The following is a 16966-nucleotide window of genomic DNA, read 5'->3' as shown; positions in this document are numbered from 1 at the left end:
CTGTCCCGGGTAAATGACATGAAAGGCTGCTTTTCGTTCCTTCTCTTCAAATTGTTTGGACCACGACAGCAGTAGACCCGTATTCGCCGGATGATCATCAAAATAGATCACATTTCCATCCTGAGGAATGCGGTAAAAGCCAAACGGTGCACAATTCGTGTCGACAGGGACATATTTCTTTAAGGCCTTTAGCAGGTTATCAGAGACTCGCTCTGCCACTCTTAAAGCCTTATACTCTTTCTGTCTATGGATATAAAAAGGCGTTTCCAGCACAAAGAACCCCTGGAATCCTCTTGGGGTTTCAAGAAGCAGGTTCGGCCTCGGGATCCCGAGTTCATCACAGCCAAAAAAGAGCGCATATAGATCCACTTCCTTGGTGTCAATATCAAATCCGATCACATTGACCTGTTTGAGGTTTTCTCTCCTATGGCCCTTTATAACACGGTTTCTAAAATCGTAATAGGTGCCTCCCCGGTACGTATTCGGGGTCCAATGGGAAAGGGTGTTTCGTTTTTCTTGAAGCGTCTCATAAGAGGTGACGACAAACCCTTTTCCGTTCGATAAATCGTCTTTAGTAGGCGAGACAAACACGACACCTGTCTTTTGGGATAGAATCTGCTTGTCTTTCTCGTATGCTGCTAATCTAGTGATCGGGGCTTTGGATCCCTTCTTTTTATACAGACGTAAACTGTTATGCGTCATGAACTGCATGATCTCAGCTGGAGAAATCATTTTTTTATTGGATGCTTCCTTCTCTTGAACTCCCATTTTTTCCACCTCCGATACACGTATTTCATACACGGACTTAATGTTGAAATAAGTATAACGAAATCGAATTTTGGAAAAGGGTCTCCCCTAAGAGAAATGCACCAAAAAAAAACATCCCTCAAAGCTTAGAGCCTCATGGGATGAAAAAAAAGTTGAATTTTTTTTATGACACAGGTTCCGCTCACCTTTTGCACCAATATGAACGGAAATGGTGCATTTTAGAGTTGGTTATAATGTGAAAATCAAGGCGAAAATGTTGATATAACAATATTTTAAATGTCTCATAGAAATAAATACTACACAGGTTCCGCTCACTTTAGGAGTTGCTGGTGCATTTATTTGTACACAGGTTCCGCTCATTTTGAGGGATCTGAAACATTTATTGGTGAAATTTTTGTTTTAAAAACATACCCATCAACAGAAAAACTTTGATATATAAAGGTTTTTAGAAGTACACAGGTTCCGCTCATTGTTTGGAACAATTAGATGCATTTGGTACGTTTTTTTATTTTAGTACACAGGTTCCGCTTAAATGGTACAAAAAAGACTCCTTAAAAAGGAGTCTTTAGTTGAACTCAGGTCTCTCTGTTTAAATAAGTACTAGTAATCTTTCCAGTAGGGGTTACATAGAAACCCGTTTTAACAGTTCCAATACGTGCGATACCAAACTTGCCTACACCTAAATCGTAAGAAAAGTTGGCTTGACCTCTGTATTTACCACTTATAATATCACCGTAACCATTCTGAAATACTGTTGATGCTCCCGGTACCCAGTTTCTAATAGTCTCGCCTTTAGCATCGTATGCTGTAGTGATTTTTCCATTAGTAATTTTGTAGGTTCCAACAATCTCATACTTTATTAAAGTTATACCAAAAGAGGTTAATGTAGTCTGCGCAGATGAACGATAAGTACCATTTGGTGTTGATGCTAAAGCGATCATAGGGCTTTTATTTATTACTGAATCTTTTGATGGTATAAAAGAGTCTTTTGTAGTTACTTCTTGATTACTCTGTAGTTCTTCATTTAATTTATCTGGACTACTTAAAATTTCATTAAATTCTTTTTTCTCTTCTTCACTTAAATTAGCAATCTTCTCAATTTGTTCTAAAGCATCAGCACTTCCATCATTCTCTAAGTTTAGAATGAATTCATCTAAAGCTGTAAGTTCACTAGCTTCAGCTGTACCATCTGATAAAGCAAGACCTCCAATAGATAGTGCAAAGATAAAAATTAAATTAAATAGAATCTTCTTCATCGTACCACTCCTTTTCTGAAATGTAATTTCATTGTAAATATTACCATATTTTTCAATAAATCTTAATTAATTAATTATTCTGTTTATTTGTAAAATAGAAAGGACTAAATTAAACTAAAATATGGAGGTGGTTTTGAACATGTTAAAAAATAAAGCATTTCAAGTCATATTATTAGGATTAGCAACTTTAATAATCCCTTTATTCGGTATACTTATATTAATTTATGGAATTTATTACACTATTAAAAATAAAGCCTCTTTAAGTAAATCATCTCTTACGATTATTGCTATATTTTACTCGATTTTTTCTCTTTGTCAGATTTCTTATATTTTTGCAATTCTTGTTTTCTATAGTATTCCTACCGCCTAATAAGGATTTTAAGCAAAATTTTATGTCCAGCAAGTCATTTAGGCCTTATAAAAAAAGAAGTAAGCTTTTTCTAAAATGAAAAAAGCTTACTTCTTTTTTTATAAACTACAAGTTTACTATAATTTCAACTTTACCTCTTCAATCATTTATGAAATAGCTCCGTTGTCTCTTGAAATCTAGAGACAACGATCCCTTAGCATATAATATCAGCAGTTTGTCGGCTGGATCCAATAATAGAAAATGGTTAATCCAGTAAATAAACCCGTTCTATCATCGTTGATTGGTGCATTTTGATTTATGATTCGGAACCTGTGTAATATCTGGTGCATTTTTTAAACCATACGGGCGCAATCCCTGTTATACTGTAACCTACGTGGTGCATTTTTTATATTGGTGCAAAATATAAGTACCCATTAAGTTTTACATATTCTTATTGCACAACCGAAAGGAGTTTTCTACCAATGGAGTATGAAAGCATACCTGGACACTTACTCTTACCTTATAAGTTATTAAAGATAGCGATCTATGAAGAGTCCAAATCACTTTTCGAAGATCGGACATATATTCTACAAACCTGGAAACGAGACGCCTACCATTTGACTGAAGGAGAAATTCATCATGAAACCCCTTCTAATGAAATGAGTCCAAGCTTTCGAGCGCTTTTTTTCTTGTTCACCCAAACGATATGCTTCAATCAGCATATCACCAAACAAATGATACAAGAAGCTGTAACGAAGCATAAAGACACCATCAAGATTCTCTTGGCCGGGCACTTCATTCAGGAATTTCCTGAAGAAGAAGTCAAACGCAGCATCAATGATGAAAAGATTAGTGAAGCACTGAATCGAGAATACATCTACTCCAGTATGGACATCGATTATCATTTAATGCGTGATATCGTCACCAAGAAGAAAGACTTTCAGGAAGGAGAAACCGGTCACATGGCAACTCAGATCATCGACAACCGTGGAAAAGTGCGCGGACTGGCAGAGCTCCGCCCCCATGACACACAGGTGGCTGAACTTTCCTCCGATCAACAGGAAATGTGGCTGGAATTAATTGAATCCACCCTTAGTTCTTTAGATGAGATGACGGCCGATCTCTTTGATTTGATTACATACTTATGGATGGTCACACCGAAAAACAGGGATGGCTATATTGAATTTCACAGCAATGATGCCTTGCGTCTTCGCAATCTGAAGAAAAGATCATCAAATGGGCGTGAGATCGATTTCAGAGAAGAAGATCGCTTTAATATCATGAAACGTGTCGCAGCCCTTTCAAGCATCTGGGTATCCATGGGCGAACAAAAAATCAAAGTGATCAACACCCAAGACATAAAGGATAAAGAATTGTATAAGTTCAAAGACTTTCAAAAAATGTTTGAAATCGGGAAGATCCGGGTTGCCTATGATAAAAAAACGGGGGAAGCAAAGGGTATCTATGCGGTTCAAGTGAAACCCACCTCTGTATTAACCCCCTATCTCGAGGGTCCGAACCGATCAATTGGCTTGCTTGATTTAAAAGTCTTTCAGTACAGTCACTTTACGCAACGGGAACAGAAGCGCTTAACGCGTTATCTCAATTTACAGTGGAAAATCCGTACGGTAAAAAGATCCCTGCATCAGCCTTTTAAAGTGTCCACTTTATTAAAAGTCATGGACTTTTCTTCTCGTTACAATGGAGTTCAGATTCGAGATAAATTTGAAGGCATCCTGGACGAATTGCAAAACGACGGCGTGTTGAAAAACTGGTCGTATACTGAAGAGATTGATGAAGACAAAATCGGGAAAAGAGGCTGGTTAAAGAACTACTGGGAAAAGCTGAGTATTATCTTGCTCCCCACCGATCTAGTGATAAAGGAAAATCAAAAAAGCTTGTTGGAACATACCACTATACCTATGAACCAAAAGATATTAGAGCTTACTGATCAAACAAAATCAAAGGATATGACCATTCATTCAAAAGAGGTTCCTTTCTTTGAATGGACTCAGCAAGAAACAGCTGCTTCGACTGAAGCTATATCTGTACCTTCAGATTTAAAAGCAGAACAACAAGCATTCGACTTGGATGAGGATTCAACAGTCAGCCTTACTCCAGAAATTATGAAAGAAACGATTGATTCCTTAGAAATGAGCATTCGGCAATCTGCGTTGGAGATTGGTATCGCTCATACCACACTCTCTCGCTACATCCGGAAAGAAAACAAAAGACAAAACAAAAACAACGATAAAAAAATGCTTAATTGGTTAAAAGAAAAAATAAAATCAGAAACCCTTTAATCAACGTGACTAAAGGGTTTCTGACAAATAATATTTATCAACATATTATATGTTAACAACGTTAATGACATATGTATTATATTTATTGTTGTTAAATAAAGTATTTAAATATACCACCAAGCATGAAAGTTATCTGAAATGTGCGATCTTATGATCTCATCTTCAACTAACGCCCCCTTTACTTGAATATCGCTTAATGTTTAACTGGACCATAAAAAGGGTTTTTATCAATATCCGTTATAAAGTCAATTGTTTTCGATTGATACATTTTATCGCGGTATTCATAAGTTACGATAACATCTCCAATATAACTTGCAGGGGATATTTGCCCACTCACTTTGACCATAAGATTATTGTTAATAATTTCATAATCAATAATGCTCCCGAAACCTACATCATCAAATAAGTTCTCAGCTTTGATTTCAAATGGAGTTATATCGACTTTATACTCCTTATTTCCTACTCGGATTTCCGCTTCCTCATTTGATAACTTTGTTTTTACGTTCTTATAAACAATTGCTAAAGGATTATCAACAATCACTTCGTTTACGTTCAGTCGATTATCCAGCGTGTCAAAAACGTGAACTTCTTCCCATAACAAACCAGTACCGTACCCTGTTGTCAAGGTAATGATTAGCTCTTCCTTTTTGTCCTTGTTGATGTCTATATAGAAAATTTGTGAAGCGTAAGTAGGGCTTGTTACGCTATTCCAAAAAGGTCTTGTGTAAATTTGCCCTTTAAAATCAACTTTAAATCCCCTATATAAATCATCCATTTTCTTTCCGTAAAGAGTTATATTCTCTTTATCGTTGTGACTAACAACCTCATACCCTTCAATCTTTGCTCCTGCAATAGAAGGATTAATCACAAAAATGAGACTAATTAATAAACTGATGTAAATTTTCATAGAGAACACCTCATTTTAGTGTTCCCTAAAATTCACCCTTATTCCATTAACCTGCCCGATAATGAATACGGGCAATAAACTTGATCTCAGCAGCTGATCTTCTGTTATTGTCCCTAATATTCAATAACCTAAATTTTACTTTTTATCTGAATCTTGAAGATCAGGTATCCTAAGGCAGCTCCAATTAGGTTTAATATAACATCATCTACATCTAATACTCCTAATTTAGTTAGAAACTGAAAAACTTCAATACACAGACTCAGCACTAGTGCAAAAAATAAAACATTTTTTAATGTATTTAAGTTAGAGAAAACTTTTGGAAGTAGGAAACCTAATGGCATAAATAAGATAACTATTCCAAAAGTATTGTAGAACCAAGTATCAAAGTTATAATGGTCAATATTAAAAACGTATCCAATCAGAGTTTTCAAGGGAACAAAATTATTATTTACCTCTTCGTAATTAATCGTCCTCAAGTGGTTCATTCCAAATCCCAATCCTACAAAGCTCACTACCAACAACACAAATAGATAAAACAAAAATAAAATAATAAATATCGTATGTTGCTTTTGCATTCTAATCACCTCTTATCATAAGAGGTTTATGATTGTCCTTAAATAAATATTCACTTTTCGTTTAAGCAAACTAAATCTTATTCCGATCGAAAAGAAAATCCTATATTTGGAATTCGTTTTAAAAATTGCATCAGTTAGAGTATGGAATCCTTCTTCAATTAAACTGCCCTTTAACGGAATAAAGAGCTTATCTGCTTCGCAATCACATATAGATCTATTTCTAAGTTATCTCCGTTACTCAGTCTCCGTAATTGCAAACATTTCATAACGTAGCAAATGGTTACTCACCTACTAGTCCATCACCATCTCGATCGTCCATATATTGATAGAGCCAATGATCACTCGTTATTGGCATGCTGAAACCAGCTGCTTCTGCTTCTTTAATCGTCACCTGTCCATTACCGTTGGTATCCACGCTAGAAATATCACCGTTTGTATTAGAACTTGTTGATTCGGCCGGCTCACTTTCTGTTAATCCGAGTGATTCATTTACTTCATCAGAGTTCACATTGTCAAATGCATCAACTATTTCATTCCCTCTTAATGTATAAGTATATTGATAATGTGAAGGAATTTGCGTTTCCGTATTCGGATAAGTAATAATGGCCTCAAAGTTCGTAGCTCCACCTGCTTTGCGAATTGCGTCTTCCAGATAAGCTTGGTCCCCATGTCGGTTGAGCGTACTATCTTGTGGGGTTATATTATACGCATTCGATACCCCACCGAGAGAATCAGCAATAATATGTCCTTCATCTAAAACGTCACTTTCGACACCAGGAACCTTCGCCTCATCAGAGTAGTACCTGCCAGACGATAATACTGGCTCGTTACGGTCATCTTGTAAGATGATTTCGTCTGCAATGACGCGTATTAACTGCCCGTATTCATTCGTAAATGCCCAATATTCACGGTCCCCATAACCAATGTCCACAACGACGTTAGGTTCACGATATCCAGACAAATCACCACCATCAACTTCTATACGTTTGTATCCCGGAAATGGATCATCACTTGTTTGGGTTGGTGCTTCCTCTGCTACCGGTTCTTCAACAACTGCAGGGGCAGCTTCTTCTTTTTCGCTATTTTGACTTGTATTCTCTGTTGTTACTTCTTGTGGGGCTGTTTCTTTTTCTGTAACAGGTGTATCTTCTACGTTGGTACATCCAACCATATAGATGGTCGTTAAAAATATAATTAAACAGTTCAATTTCTTTTTCATTTTAGGAATCTCCTTCAACCCTTTACCTTATATTTCAACAAACTGCTCATGTAATTAAATACTAATTTCAAAAACATATCACCGTTAATGCTAATTATCCTTACTCCCAGTCTTCTCCATTATAAAAGTCAGGAACAAAGGTATTACTTGCTTCCCAGCTGATTTCATCAAAAAATTTCCTCAATATACTTTCAACCATTTCATCTCTTTCAGGAAATGGTGAACTAATATCATATACTTCCCCATAATAATTATCAGTTTCAGTGTATAAGAGAACTATATCTTTATATGCAATCTCTTTCAGTTGTTTTTCTATTTGTAATTCAATATCTGTTTGAATGATCCCTAGAACATAATCTTCTCCATATTGAATCTGAAAACAATATTCTTCCCAGTAGTTTCTTGTAGCAACATCATCCCCCGCAAGAGATCCATTAAAAGCAAAGCTTATTATACTGGCTTTTAGATCTTCAATATACTGTTTAAGATTAATGTTAGAATATATGGATATGTTTTCAACAACCTTTTCACTTATAATATTTAGAAATTCACCGGCTATTGATTGATGCTTCTGAGAAATAGGAGGTTCAAGCATGTATTTTTCTGATTCCAATACATTTTGAATTTCTTTTTCAGTTAAACTATCTGTACAGTTTACGAATAAAATATCCACCTCTAAATTTTCCAATTCCAGAAGCTTTCCATATACTAAATTACGTGCTTTTTCTAACACTAACTCATATTTTCCATTTTTATATAGTAAGGCAAATTTCATTTCATCTAAAAAATTGGAAAAACTTAAATCGAACAATGAATCTTCTTCGTTTGATATTAAAATCTCCTCACTGTATTTATCGTATTTATCTTTAATATAATTTTGAAGATAGCCAAAGACCATATCAGTTCTATTCATTCAATCCCCTTCTTCTTTCTTTAATGTTATACTCTACTTCTGTAAAACTTTAACATATGAGGTGCAAAAGGAAGGACTACTAAACTGATTTCCTCCTTGTTGCTTTTGTATAAATAATTTACTTCTAATAACTGATTATTGATTAAACTTCTTATCTGATCTTTTTTTCCTACAAAAACACAAAATCCATCTTTTGTTGTATTTTTAATAATAAACCAGAGTAACTTTTTATCTGGAATCGATAATGCCTTAACCTTTCTATAATAAACCTCCTCATCCAATGGAATCTTCAACCCCTCGTCAAGTTCAATTAAATCGTTACCCTTCTCCAAATGATTTGTAGTCTCTTTGAGTCTTATCTTTGAATTTCTTGAATTACTTGAAAAATTAACATTCAAGTGAAATTTATTGGAGTTCTGAAGGAACTCCACCCTCTCTTTATAAAGAATGTCTTCAGGTATTTTTGTAGGTATATTTACTTTTTTTCCAGTATATTTACTAAAAGGTCTTTTGCCTTTGTAAAAACGAGAACTCTTTCTCATTAAAATCTTTTGCTTTTCTGAGTCCAACAAAATTTTTCGCTGCGTATCATGCTTGAGAGCTGTATTTAGTTGCTCGATAGATCGCTGGATCTCTTTTAAACATCCGTCGATATTGTGTCTAATCTGATAACGATTAAAGCGTAGAACATCTTGAAAATCATTGGTTACAGTCCATAAATCCCTCATTAAATCCTTATACCATCTATGATTTTGAAAATGATGAGGGCCATCACATTCCACTACAACTTTACAGAAATCTCCATACACTACAAAATCAAACTCATAATGTTTGTTACCTTTTTTTACATATACTTGTTCATCAAAGAAAAAGCCCTTTTCAAAAAGTGCCTCCCCCATAATAATCTCTAATTCAGTAGCTTGGTAAGTCATGTTTTCCCTCCATGAACTAATCAGGTATATTTTACCACAAAGTACAAGACCCCAATTAAAGTATCAAGGAATTTACTAATTATTGAAAAAATAATGGCCTCCCCTTTTATACCAATAGGGTCTACTTTATTGGAACGCTATATAAACCATTCTCTGAAACTGGTACAATCAGTGTTAGGGGTGTATCAATAGACTTGTTTCAAAAAGGAGGGTGAAAAATGAGAAAAATAGGGTATGTTCGAGTAAGTTCTGTAGATCAAAATCCAGCCAGACAATTAAAGCAGCTAAACGAAATTGGAATGGATATTATTTATCAAGAAAAGTTATCCGGTGCCACCCAGGAACGACCGGAGCTCCAAATGATGATGAGCTCTCTTGAGGAAGGCGATACCATTTTTGTTACAGACCTTACTCGAATAACCAGAAGTACACGGGACCTATTCGAGTTAGTGGACAACATTAAAAATAAAAAAGCCAATTTAAAATCATTGAAAGATACCTGGCTTGATCTATCTGAAGACAATCCTTATAGCAATTTCCTCATGACAGTTATGGGTGGAGTAAATCAGTTGGAAAGAGATTTAATCCGAATGAGGCAACGTGAGGGGATTGACCTTGCTAAGAAAGAAGGAAAATATAAAGGCCGGGTTAAGAAATACCACAATAATCATGCTGGAATTAATTATGCCGTAAAGCTTTATGATGAGGGGGAAATGACAGTAAATCAAATTTGTGAAATTACCAGTGTTTCTCGTTCTTCTTTATATAGAAAGTTAGACCAATTAAAGAAAGAAAGTCTAGGTGAGTAAAATGAAAAAATCTAAATGGACTTTCTTAATAATAGGGATAATGATTGTAATTTTTATGGTCCCGGTCTTTGTTAATGCGCTTATGTTTATAGAAGGCGGGAATGTAGCTGGCGACGAAAAAACTTGGATAGGCTTCTTAGGATCATTCATTGGAGCCGTGGTTGGAGGTATTATATCTGGTGTACTTACTCTTTATGGCGTTATATTAACTATTCAAAGACAAAGGGAAATCGATTTCGGTTATAGATATCCAAAAATGGCTCTTCATGGTAAGAAGATAAAAGATCAAATGGAAGAGTTTCAAGTGAGGCTAAACAATTATTTTCTTAAGGAAAAGACGTATAGGCACATAAGAAATAAATCTATATCCATTCAGAAAAAATCTGATCAATTATTAGAATGGTCAGCAGAAATCAGCGGAGAAGCTTTTATTAATGTGAATTCCTTTTTACAGCTTCTTAGCCAGCTGGAATATAAGTTGAAAGAGGCAAACGGCATTGAGGATGATGAAGAGTCCTCCTTGGCAATAGATCGTGTTATGAAAGAATACAAATCAAGTGTTAATGAAATTTTGAAAACACATTCAAAAATAATGAACACACTGGCCAATCAATATTACAAAGATAAAATTTTTTAATGTAGTAAAAGGTACATTTTCGTACATTAAATCCATTTCTCCTGTTTCTATATATAGTCTTCATCTCTAGATCATTTATATAAAATAATCACTTGATATTATTGTTTTAATTAACATATACAATGACATATGTTACGATAATGATAACGTATTAAATACATAGTCAAGTTATAATATATTGAAAGAGGTGTATTCAATTGACGGCCAAAATAGTGACGTTTGGAATTAGTAAAGGCGGCTGTTCTAAATCGACCAGTAGTGGGATTACCTCCTACCTCTTGAGTCAAGAAGAAAAAGTGTTGGCCATTGATATGGACGGCCAAGGTAATCTGACAAGCTTTCTCACAAGCGAATACGATATCTGTAATGTATTTGAAGAAAGGACCATTTTAGAAGCGATTATCAATGAAAATGCGCGTCCCTATATCATCAAGATCAAAGAGAATCTGGATTTGATTCCAGCGAACGACTTTCTCGCTACCCTGCCCCGTAGAATGTATGAGAAGGGATTAAAGTTAGATGCTTTACAAAAAGCACTGGAACCGGTGATGGACGATTATGACTGGATTATCATCGATACACCACCAGCTTTATCTGAACAAACAGTCATGCCGTTAAGTACATACTCAGAAGCAGGAAGCTATGCCGTGGTTATGTTCGATGGATCGATGTTTGCGTACTATGCGATTCCAAAGTTCTTGGAAATCATTGAAGGAGCGAAGGAACGCTATAATCCGGCTTTACAAACTGCCGGGATTTTATTCTCCTTGATTGATGCGAGAGCGAAAGAAAATGAAGTCATGGAAGAATCCATTGATGAGGACTACCCTAGCCTAAAATTCAATTCGATTATTCGCCGGAAAGCAGCGACGAGACGTTTAGCGATTTCAGGGTTTGAAGACAATGCTGAATTAAAGAAAGCATTAGAGTATTACATTCCGTTTGTAGAGGAGCTGAAGGAACGTGTCCAACAAAAACAGCCTCAAAGATAAAATTAAAAAACCCAATCCTACTCAAGCCTTCTTCAACTCGTATGACGACAAAGAAAACGATAGTAAAGAAGACAATAAAGACGTAAATGATAACATTGAAAATAACAAAGACGAAACATATGTTAACAACAATGATAAAAATGAAGATGATGATTATTTACGTAGCTTGGCTGCAGGAAAAAAAGCCAATAAGAAAAAAACGAAGAAAGTCTTTACCTCTTTTTATATGGATCCTGACTTAGCCACAGAAGTCGATAAGATTGCTGCTCGGGGGCAAAAAGGGGATAAATCGAAGCTGATTAATCAAGCCATTCGGAAGTTGTTAGAGGAATATGAGGTACTTTAGTTTACTTAAAAGGATAATATAGCTTTGTTGAATAATGAAAAGTCGTTTCCTGTTTTTTAGGAGTCGACTTTTTTTGTTTTGTTTGACACTATTTCAACTATGTTTAAATGCGATAAATCAAATAAGGATAAATTGCTAATTAACTATTGAAATTTTATAACTTTAAGCATAATCAGTCTTAATGAAGTTAAACTGTGATAACATTCTAGTATAAAATTACCAATTTTAGGAGGTTTTTTAGGATGAAAGGGAAAATGAAAACATTGGGTATACCCTTGTTACTAATGACGCTATTTTTTGGAGGAGTCATAATTCATCAAATGATGTCAATGAAACAATTACCACAACCTAATTGGAGCCGTTCACTGCCAATGGATTTAAAATTAGAAGACCGTCCCCAATACTTTTCGATAGACAAAGAACTATTTACCAATAGCGAGGGAAAAGTCAAACACTACACTATCAGTAAAGACCTTAAACTCCAAGAAAAATCACCTATCAATATTAAAGTGAAGAGAGGGGATGACTTTTGGACTAACGGATCCACAAGCATATATTTAAAAGATGGTAAATTACTTGTTTCCAAAAATAAAGTCACAGATGTTATTGCGAGTAACGTTTCTGATTTGTCAAGTGGGGTAAATGACGTATATTTCTGGTCGGGAAATATCCTGTATTATTGTAATCCAGACAATTTTTCTACAACAAAAATCAAAGAATTCCAATCAGACGTTCTTGATGTTTCAATCAACAAAGAAGGTCAAGCAGTGGTAAAAACCCAAAAAAATGATACTCAATCCCTTTTGTATTACATAGATAATTCACAAAAAATCATAAAAAATCCATTCGCATTAGTAAGCAATGAAACTAATAAGAAAGTTGAAGATATTGCATTTATAGAAAATAATAAAAATCTAACAGTATTCTATAGCGAAGAGATGCGATCACAAGGAATACTATCCCACAAAATTTTCAAATTAGTTACCCCAATAAACGAAATTGGGAACGCTTTGATAAAGCCTGATGAAGTAATTGTGACCAACGAAAACAATGGTTTTAAAATAGCTAATCCACAATCTGTTGAATTTGTTAAAATTGATGATAAATCCATGGTTTTAATTTCAGGGGAAGGGCAGAAAATTGGAGATAACAACACTGTTAGCCTATATCTGTCACCATTCACCGATGAAAATGTGTTAAAGGCAGGGGTGATTACCACCACTAAAGAATTTGCTCTAAATCCCTTAGTGATTAACAACAATAGCATTCTTTGGTTTAATTTTGATGGACACACCAACGAATTGTACGGTGCTTCACAAAATAAGGATGTAATCTTAAAAAGCACAAAGTGGAATGAAACAAACGTGAAAGAAGCCTTCTATAACGGCATTGTCATGATTGCTAGTAGTGTTATCACAATCTTAACTTCTTTTTATTGGATGATACCTTCTCTCTTTCTATTAATCCTTCTTTCTTTCTTCCAGCCAAATAGTTTTGAAAGAGAAGGAATTAATATTTGGGAATACATCTCAATTATTTTATTTTTAATGATGCCTCTCACCTATATCAGTAGATCCATGAATGATTATTTTTATTATGTAGCACCAGAATATCTTACTTTTTCAGGCAGCAGTTATATTATTTTAATAGTAATTAGTATAATTACTGCTGTGATTTGGAAACTAGGTCGAGACCCCGAATGGGGAACCTTCAGTGGGGCTTTTTATTTTATGATTGTTTATACGTTGTTGTTTGTTTCATCGGTTGGATCTTATTTCTTTAATATTTTTTAATGGTACTTTTAGCAATCTAGCGCCTCTATTAGGCGCTTTTTTAATTACCAAATATACTAATAATTTCAAATAAATTGAAAATATGCCTAAAAGAATAATTTTTCCATAGAAAAATGTGGTATATTTTCCTTGTAAGACAAAAGGAGGAGAAAAAATGAAATTAACAGACGTAAAGCACCAAAAAACAACACCAAAGTATGAAAATCCAACGGGACCAAGCAATAGTTTCGGATCAGGGGCTACTATTGGACTACAAACGATGGATTCTTCACGCAATGACACGTACTGCTGCTGCTGTACATATGCATGTGGTGGAGCTGTAAACAAAGCGAAATAGTAAAACTTCTAAATGGGTGCAGTATACTGCACCCATTTAGTCAATATTGGAGTGGAGCAAAAGCAATGAATACTAATACAATGAACTTACAAAAAGAAAAAAAATACATACTAAATCCATATGTGTACTACCTTCTTGACGATAAAGAAATGGTTCTACAGAATGCTCAAGGAGTGGTCAGAATTCATGAAAACCGACTGAAGGATTTCATAATCGAGTGGGATACGTTCGGTTCAATGAATGTGCCTATCGATGAATTAAATTCGCGCTTCGGTAAAGATGCTGAAGATGCCATCCATTTCTTGAAAACATACAATGTAATCAAAGAGATTCCTCTTCCAAATTTAGAAGTGAAGAAGATAAAGATATATTCAAACCATTCTGCTATCGAGCAGCACCTACAGAATATACTCAAAAAAGATTATGGAGAAATCATTGATATCGAAAGTCATCTAAATGATGACTTAAGTGCTAACGAAATAGAAGTAGATGAAGGCGATTTGATAATAGTCTTTTTAAATCCTTATAATAAGACGTTAGCAAAAGAAATTCGAAACCGTGTATCAGGTATTAAAAACGCTTACTTAATGTTTAGTTATGTCTATAATTATGCGTTCTATATAGATGCTTTGTATAACTCTTTTCTAAAATCACCTTGTCATATTTGTCATATGTCATACATTGAGTCTCAGTTAAGAATTGATAATCAAGGGAATACCACTTACCAACAAATGATTGACAGTCTATATACGGAAGATCCTTATTTTAAGGTGGAGACTCCTCTTACCCAAAATCATCAATACAACATAGTGACTCAGTTAGTCAACAGAATCAGTAAGGTTATTATGCTAGACGAAAGTCCCGTCGTATACTCCGAAGCGTTTATTGAAAGCAGTATGTTTGATATTTCTACAAAGAAAATGAGAGTGGATAATCCAATCCATTGGGAGCTATGTGATTGTTATGAATAAATCAGTCTTTTATGAAAACACAAGGAAAAGAATTAATTGGGATATCCTTCAAGAACGTGCTTTATCAACAGAAGTATTGGATAAAGTAATTAAATTTCATCAGTCTGGTTCTTTTTTCAGAAGTAAGAAAATGGAAAGCACCTTTATAAGTCACGATATTATGTCATGGCTCGAAAAAGTTGAATATACTGATATATTACCCGATGTTTTCGAAGAGGAAATAAAATTTGATGTAGATCCAACCTTAAATGAGGGTAGTACATATGATTATGATTTGAATTATCTGTATCAAGGTCAAGATATTATCCAAACGATGCATAAAGCCTTTGGAAGAGGAGAAAATTCAACCTCAAAAAGGTATCCTTCTGCAGGGGGACTTTATCCTGTTATTCCTTTACTGTTTGTTTTTAAGGAAAACATCGTAGAAGATATTCCTGTTCCTGGAGTATATATGTTTAATCCTTATACAAGCTCAATTTATCGGATTAAATCATTCACTGAAACCACTTTAAAAGATCTCAAGGTGGCAATATGCTTAGAAGAAGATTTCGTTTCTAACGTAGCTATTGCCTACTCAATTGATCTACGTAGATCCGTTACTAAGTATAGAGCTAGAGGTTATCGTCATTCACTTATAGAAGTCGGCCTAATGGCTCAAAGCTTCAGAGAGAGTCTACTGGAAGAAAATGTGGGGATGGGAGATCTATGTTGGTCAGGGTTCAATGATAACGCCCTCACTCATATGGCCGGATTGAACGTTAGACTAGCTCCTATTACGTTATTACAATGGTTCGGAAAAGCAAATTTAGGATGAGCGACAATGCTATTTGAGACGATTTTTCAGAATAATTTTAATAAGCCAGATTCCCTTTTTATATCTAGCAATTACTATCCATCCTTTACTAAGGTTGGATTTATTATTAAAAATGGTTATGCAAGTCCGAATGGAGCAAATGCTATTGCCCCTTCCAAACAATTATCGGTAAAGAAAGCATTCTCTGAAATACTTGAAAGAAGGAATCTCCTTCTAGGGGGTTCTGTATCCAAAGAAGATAAGGTGCCAACATGGGATATAGTCGGTAATAAAAGCTCTTATTTACCCTATGAATATACTACCTATCAAACTGAGGGACCGTTTCCTTCTGACACAACTGGTACGGCTACTCATTTTAATAGTATAGATGCTGTTGAAATTGCTGTAAAAGAACTACTTGAAAAAAACGCTTTATTCTTATTCTGGTATGGCAAAGTCGGTAAACGATTGGAGATCAACTCAGATATACTGAACTTAACCATTCACAAACATTTAGAACGAGAAATAGATGATTTGAAAATGTTTGTAAATACCAGCTTTGGCCATTTAAAAGTAGTCTTTACCATACTGTTAAAGAAAGGATCCATAATCAGTTGCGGTATTGGTACCTCTTTCTCAATCGAAGAGGCTATAAAAAAATCCTTAGAAGAATCCTACATTCTAAAATGGCAAAAAGAATTCAATAATATTCTCAGTTTGGAATTTATGAATGTAGCACCAGATACAATTAATCATGAATCCCAAATGGAATACCTTGAACATCTATCTCAACTACCAATCTATACTAGACAAAGTGATGACGAAGTAAACTCTGGAATATATCCATGCATCCCGTCATGGGTGACGAATATGCATGTGATTATGTTACAAAATAAATTGTATCCATCTTTAAAGTGTGTCAAAGTTTTTTCAACAGACTTATATAATCACGTACCCCTTCATCAATATATAAAAGCTACACAAAAAATTAACATACAGACTATTAACCTTTCTGAATCAGAAATATTGTCGATTCCAGATTGTATTTTCATTTGAGGTGAAACAC

Annotated in this window: 17 protein-coding genes and 1 pseudogene; 11 read left to right on the top strand and 7 right to left on the bottom strand. The window is 34.7% G+C overall.

All coding sequences use genetic code 11. From position 1 onward, the window contains the following. Both JI667_RS19065 and JI667_RS19060 read right to left on the bottom strand, forming a co-directional pair. Positions 1-768 (bottom strand): annotated as a pseudogene (locus JI667_RS19065) (plasmid replication protein); the annotation flags it as partial. A 575-nt stretch (positions 769-1343) separates the two neighbouring features. Next, entirely contained in the window at positions 1344-2024 is a 681-nt protein-coding gene (locus JI667_RS19060) for a hypothetical protein (protein ID WP_206857881.1), read from the bottom strand. Between the two features lie 139 nt (positions 2025-2163). Here JI667_RS19060 and JI667_RS19055 point away from each other — a divergent pair, with 139 nt between their 5' ends. Beyond that, positions 2164-2394, top strand: coding sequence for a hypothetical protein (locus tag JI667_RS19055; protein WP_206857880.1), 231 nt, complete (start codon positions 2164-2166; stop codon positions 2392-2394). Between the two features lie 461 nt (positions 2395-2855). Beyond that, on the top strand, positions 2856-4676 hold the full coding sequence (locus tag JI667_RS19050; RefSeq protein ID WP_206857879.1) for a hypothetical protein: 1821 nt from the start codon (positions 2856-2858) through the stop codon (positions 4674-4676). Between the two features lie 193 nt (positions 4677-4869). On the opposite strand, the gene JI667_RS19045 is transcribed toward JI667_RS19050, so the two are convergent. From JI667_RS19045 to JI667_RS19025, 5 genes are all read right to left on the bottom strand, one after another. Continuing rightward, on the bottom strand, positions 4870-5583 hold the full coding sequence (locus JI667_RS19045) for a hypothetical protein (RefSeq protein WP_206857878.1): 714 nt from the start codon (positions 5581-5583) through the stop codon (positions 4870-4872). Between the two features lie 128 nt (positions 5584-5711). After that, positions 5712-6158, bottom strand: a complete 447-nt coding sequence (locus JI667_RS19040; protein ID WP_206857877.1) for a VanZ family protein — start codon at positions 6156-6158, stop codon at positions 5712-5714. Between the two features lie 280 nt (positions 6159-6438). Next, complete coding sequence (locus tag JI667_RS19035) at positions 6439-7377, bottom strand: DNA/RNA non-specific endonuclease (RefSeq protein WP_206857876.1); 939 nt, start codon at positions 7375-7377, stop codon at positions 6439-6441. A 100-nt stretch (positions 7378-7477) separates the two neighbouring features. After that, entirely contained in the window at positions 7478-8290 is an 813-nt protein-coding gene (locus JI667_RS19030) for a hypothetical protein (RefSeq protein WP_206857875.1), read from the bottom strand. A 26-nt stretch (positions 8291-8316) separates the two neighbouring features. Continuing rightward, positions 8317-9222, bottom strand: a complete 906-nt coding sequence (locus JI667_RS19025) for an endonuclease domain-containing protein (RefSeq protein ID WP_206857874.1) — start codon at positions 9220-9222, stop codon at positions 8317-8319. 218 nt (positions 9223-9440) lie between these two features. On the opposite strand from JI667_RS19025, the gene JI667_RS19020 reads away from it, so the two are divergent. The 9 genes from JI667_RS19020 to JI667_RS18980 all read left to right on the top strand — a co-directional run bounded on the left by JI667_RS19020 (position 9441) and on the right by JI667_RS18980 (position 16956). Further along, positions 9441-10031, top strand: coding sequence for a recombinase family protein (locus JI667_RS19020; RefSeq protein WP_206857872.1), 591 nt, complete (start codon positions 9441-9443; stop codon positions 10029-10031). 1 nt (position 10032) lies between these two features. Then, on the top strand, positions 10033-10668 hold the full coding sequence (locus JI667_RS19015; protein ID WP_206857870.1) for a hypothetical protein: 636 nt from the start codon (positions 10033-10035) through the stop codon (positions 10666-10668). 197 nt (positions 10669-10865) lie between these two features. Continuing rightward, complete coding sequence (locus JI667_RS19010) at positions 10866-11660, top strand: ParA family protein (protein ID WP_206857869.1); 795 nt, start codon at positions 10866-10868, stop codon at positions 11658-11660. After that, on the top strand, positions 11632-12006 hold the full coding sequence (locus tag JI667_RS23220; RefSeq protein WP_206857868.1) for a CopG family ribbon-helix-helix protein: 375 nt from the start codon (positions 11632-11634) through the stop codon (positions 12004-12006). The genes JI667_RS19010 and JI667_RS23220 overlap by 29 nt, the downstream gene beginning before the upstream one ends. Positions 12007-12248: 242 nt before the next feature. After that, positions 12249-13799: a hypothetical protein gene (locus tag JI667_RS19000; RefSeq protein ID WP_206857867.1), complete on the top strand. Its 1551-nt coding sequence runs from the start codon at positions 12249-12251 to the stop codon at positions 13797-13799. A 154-nt stretch (positions 13800-13953) separates the two neighbouring features. Further along, entirely contained in the window at positions 13954-14136 is a 183-nt protein-coding gene (locus JI667_RS18995) for a hypothetical protein (protein WP_206857866.1), read from the top strand. Between the two features lie 65 nt (positions 14137-14201). After that, complete coding sequence (locus JI667_RS18990; RefSeq protein WP_206857865.1) at positions 14202-15107, top strand: McbB family protein; 906 nt, start codon at positions 14202-14204, stop codon at positions 15105-15107. Then, positions 15100-15921, top strand: a complete 822-nt coding sequence (locus JI667_RS18985; RefSeq protein ID WP_206857864.1) for a hypothetical protein — start codon at positions 15100-15102, stop codon at positions 15919-15921. Before JI667_RS18990 ends, JI667_RS18985 begins: the two co-directional genes overlap by 8 nt. A 6-nt stretch (positions 15922-15927) precedes the next feature. Further along, positions 15928-16956, top strand: a complete 1029-nt coding sequence (locus JI667_RS18980) for a YcaO-like family protein (protein ID WP_206857862.1) — start codon at positions 15928-15930, stop codon at positions 16954-16956. The last annotated feature ends 10 nt before the right edge of the window (positions 16957-16966 follow it).

The sequence above is a fragment of the Bacillus sp. NTK074B genome (genome assembly GCF_017303375.1).
Taxonomy (GTDB): domain Bacteria; phylum Bacillota; class Bacilli; order Bacillales; family Bacillaceae_B; genus Rossellomorea.
Note: the sequence above shows the minus strand (reverse complement) of the source record. Positions and strands in the feature narration are given on the sequence as shown.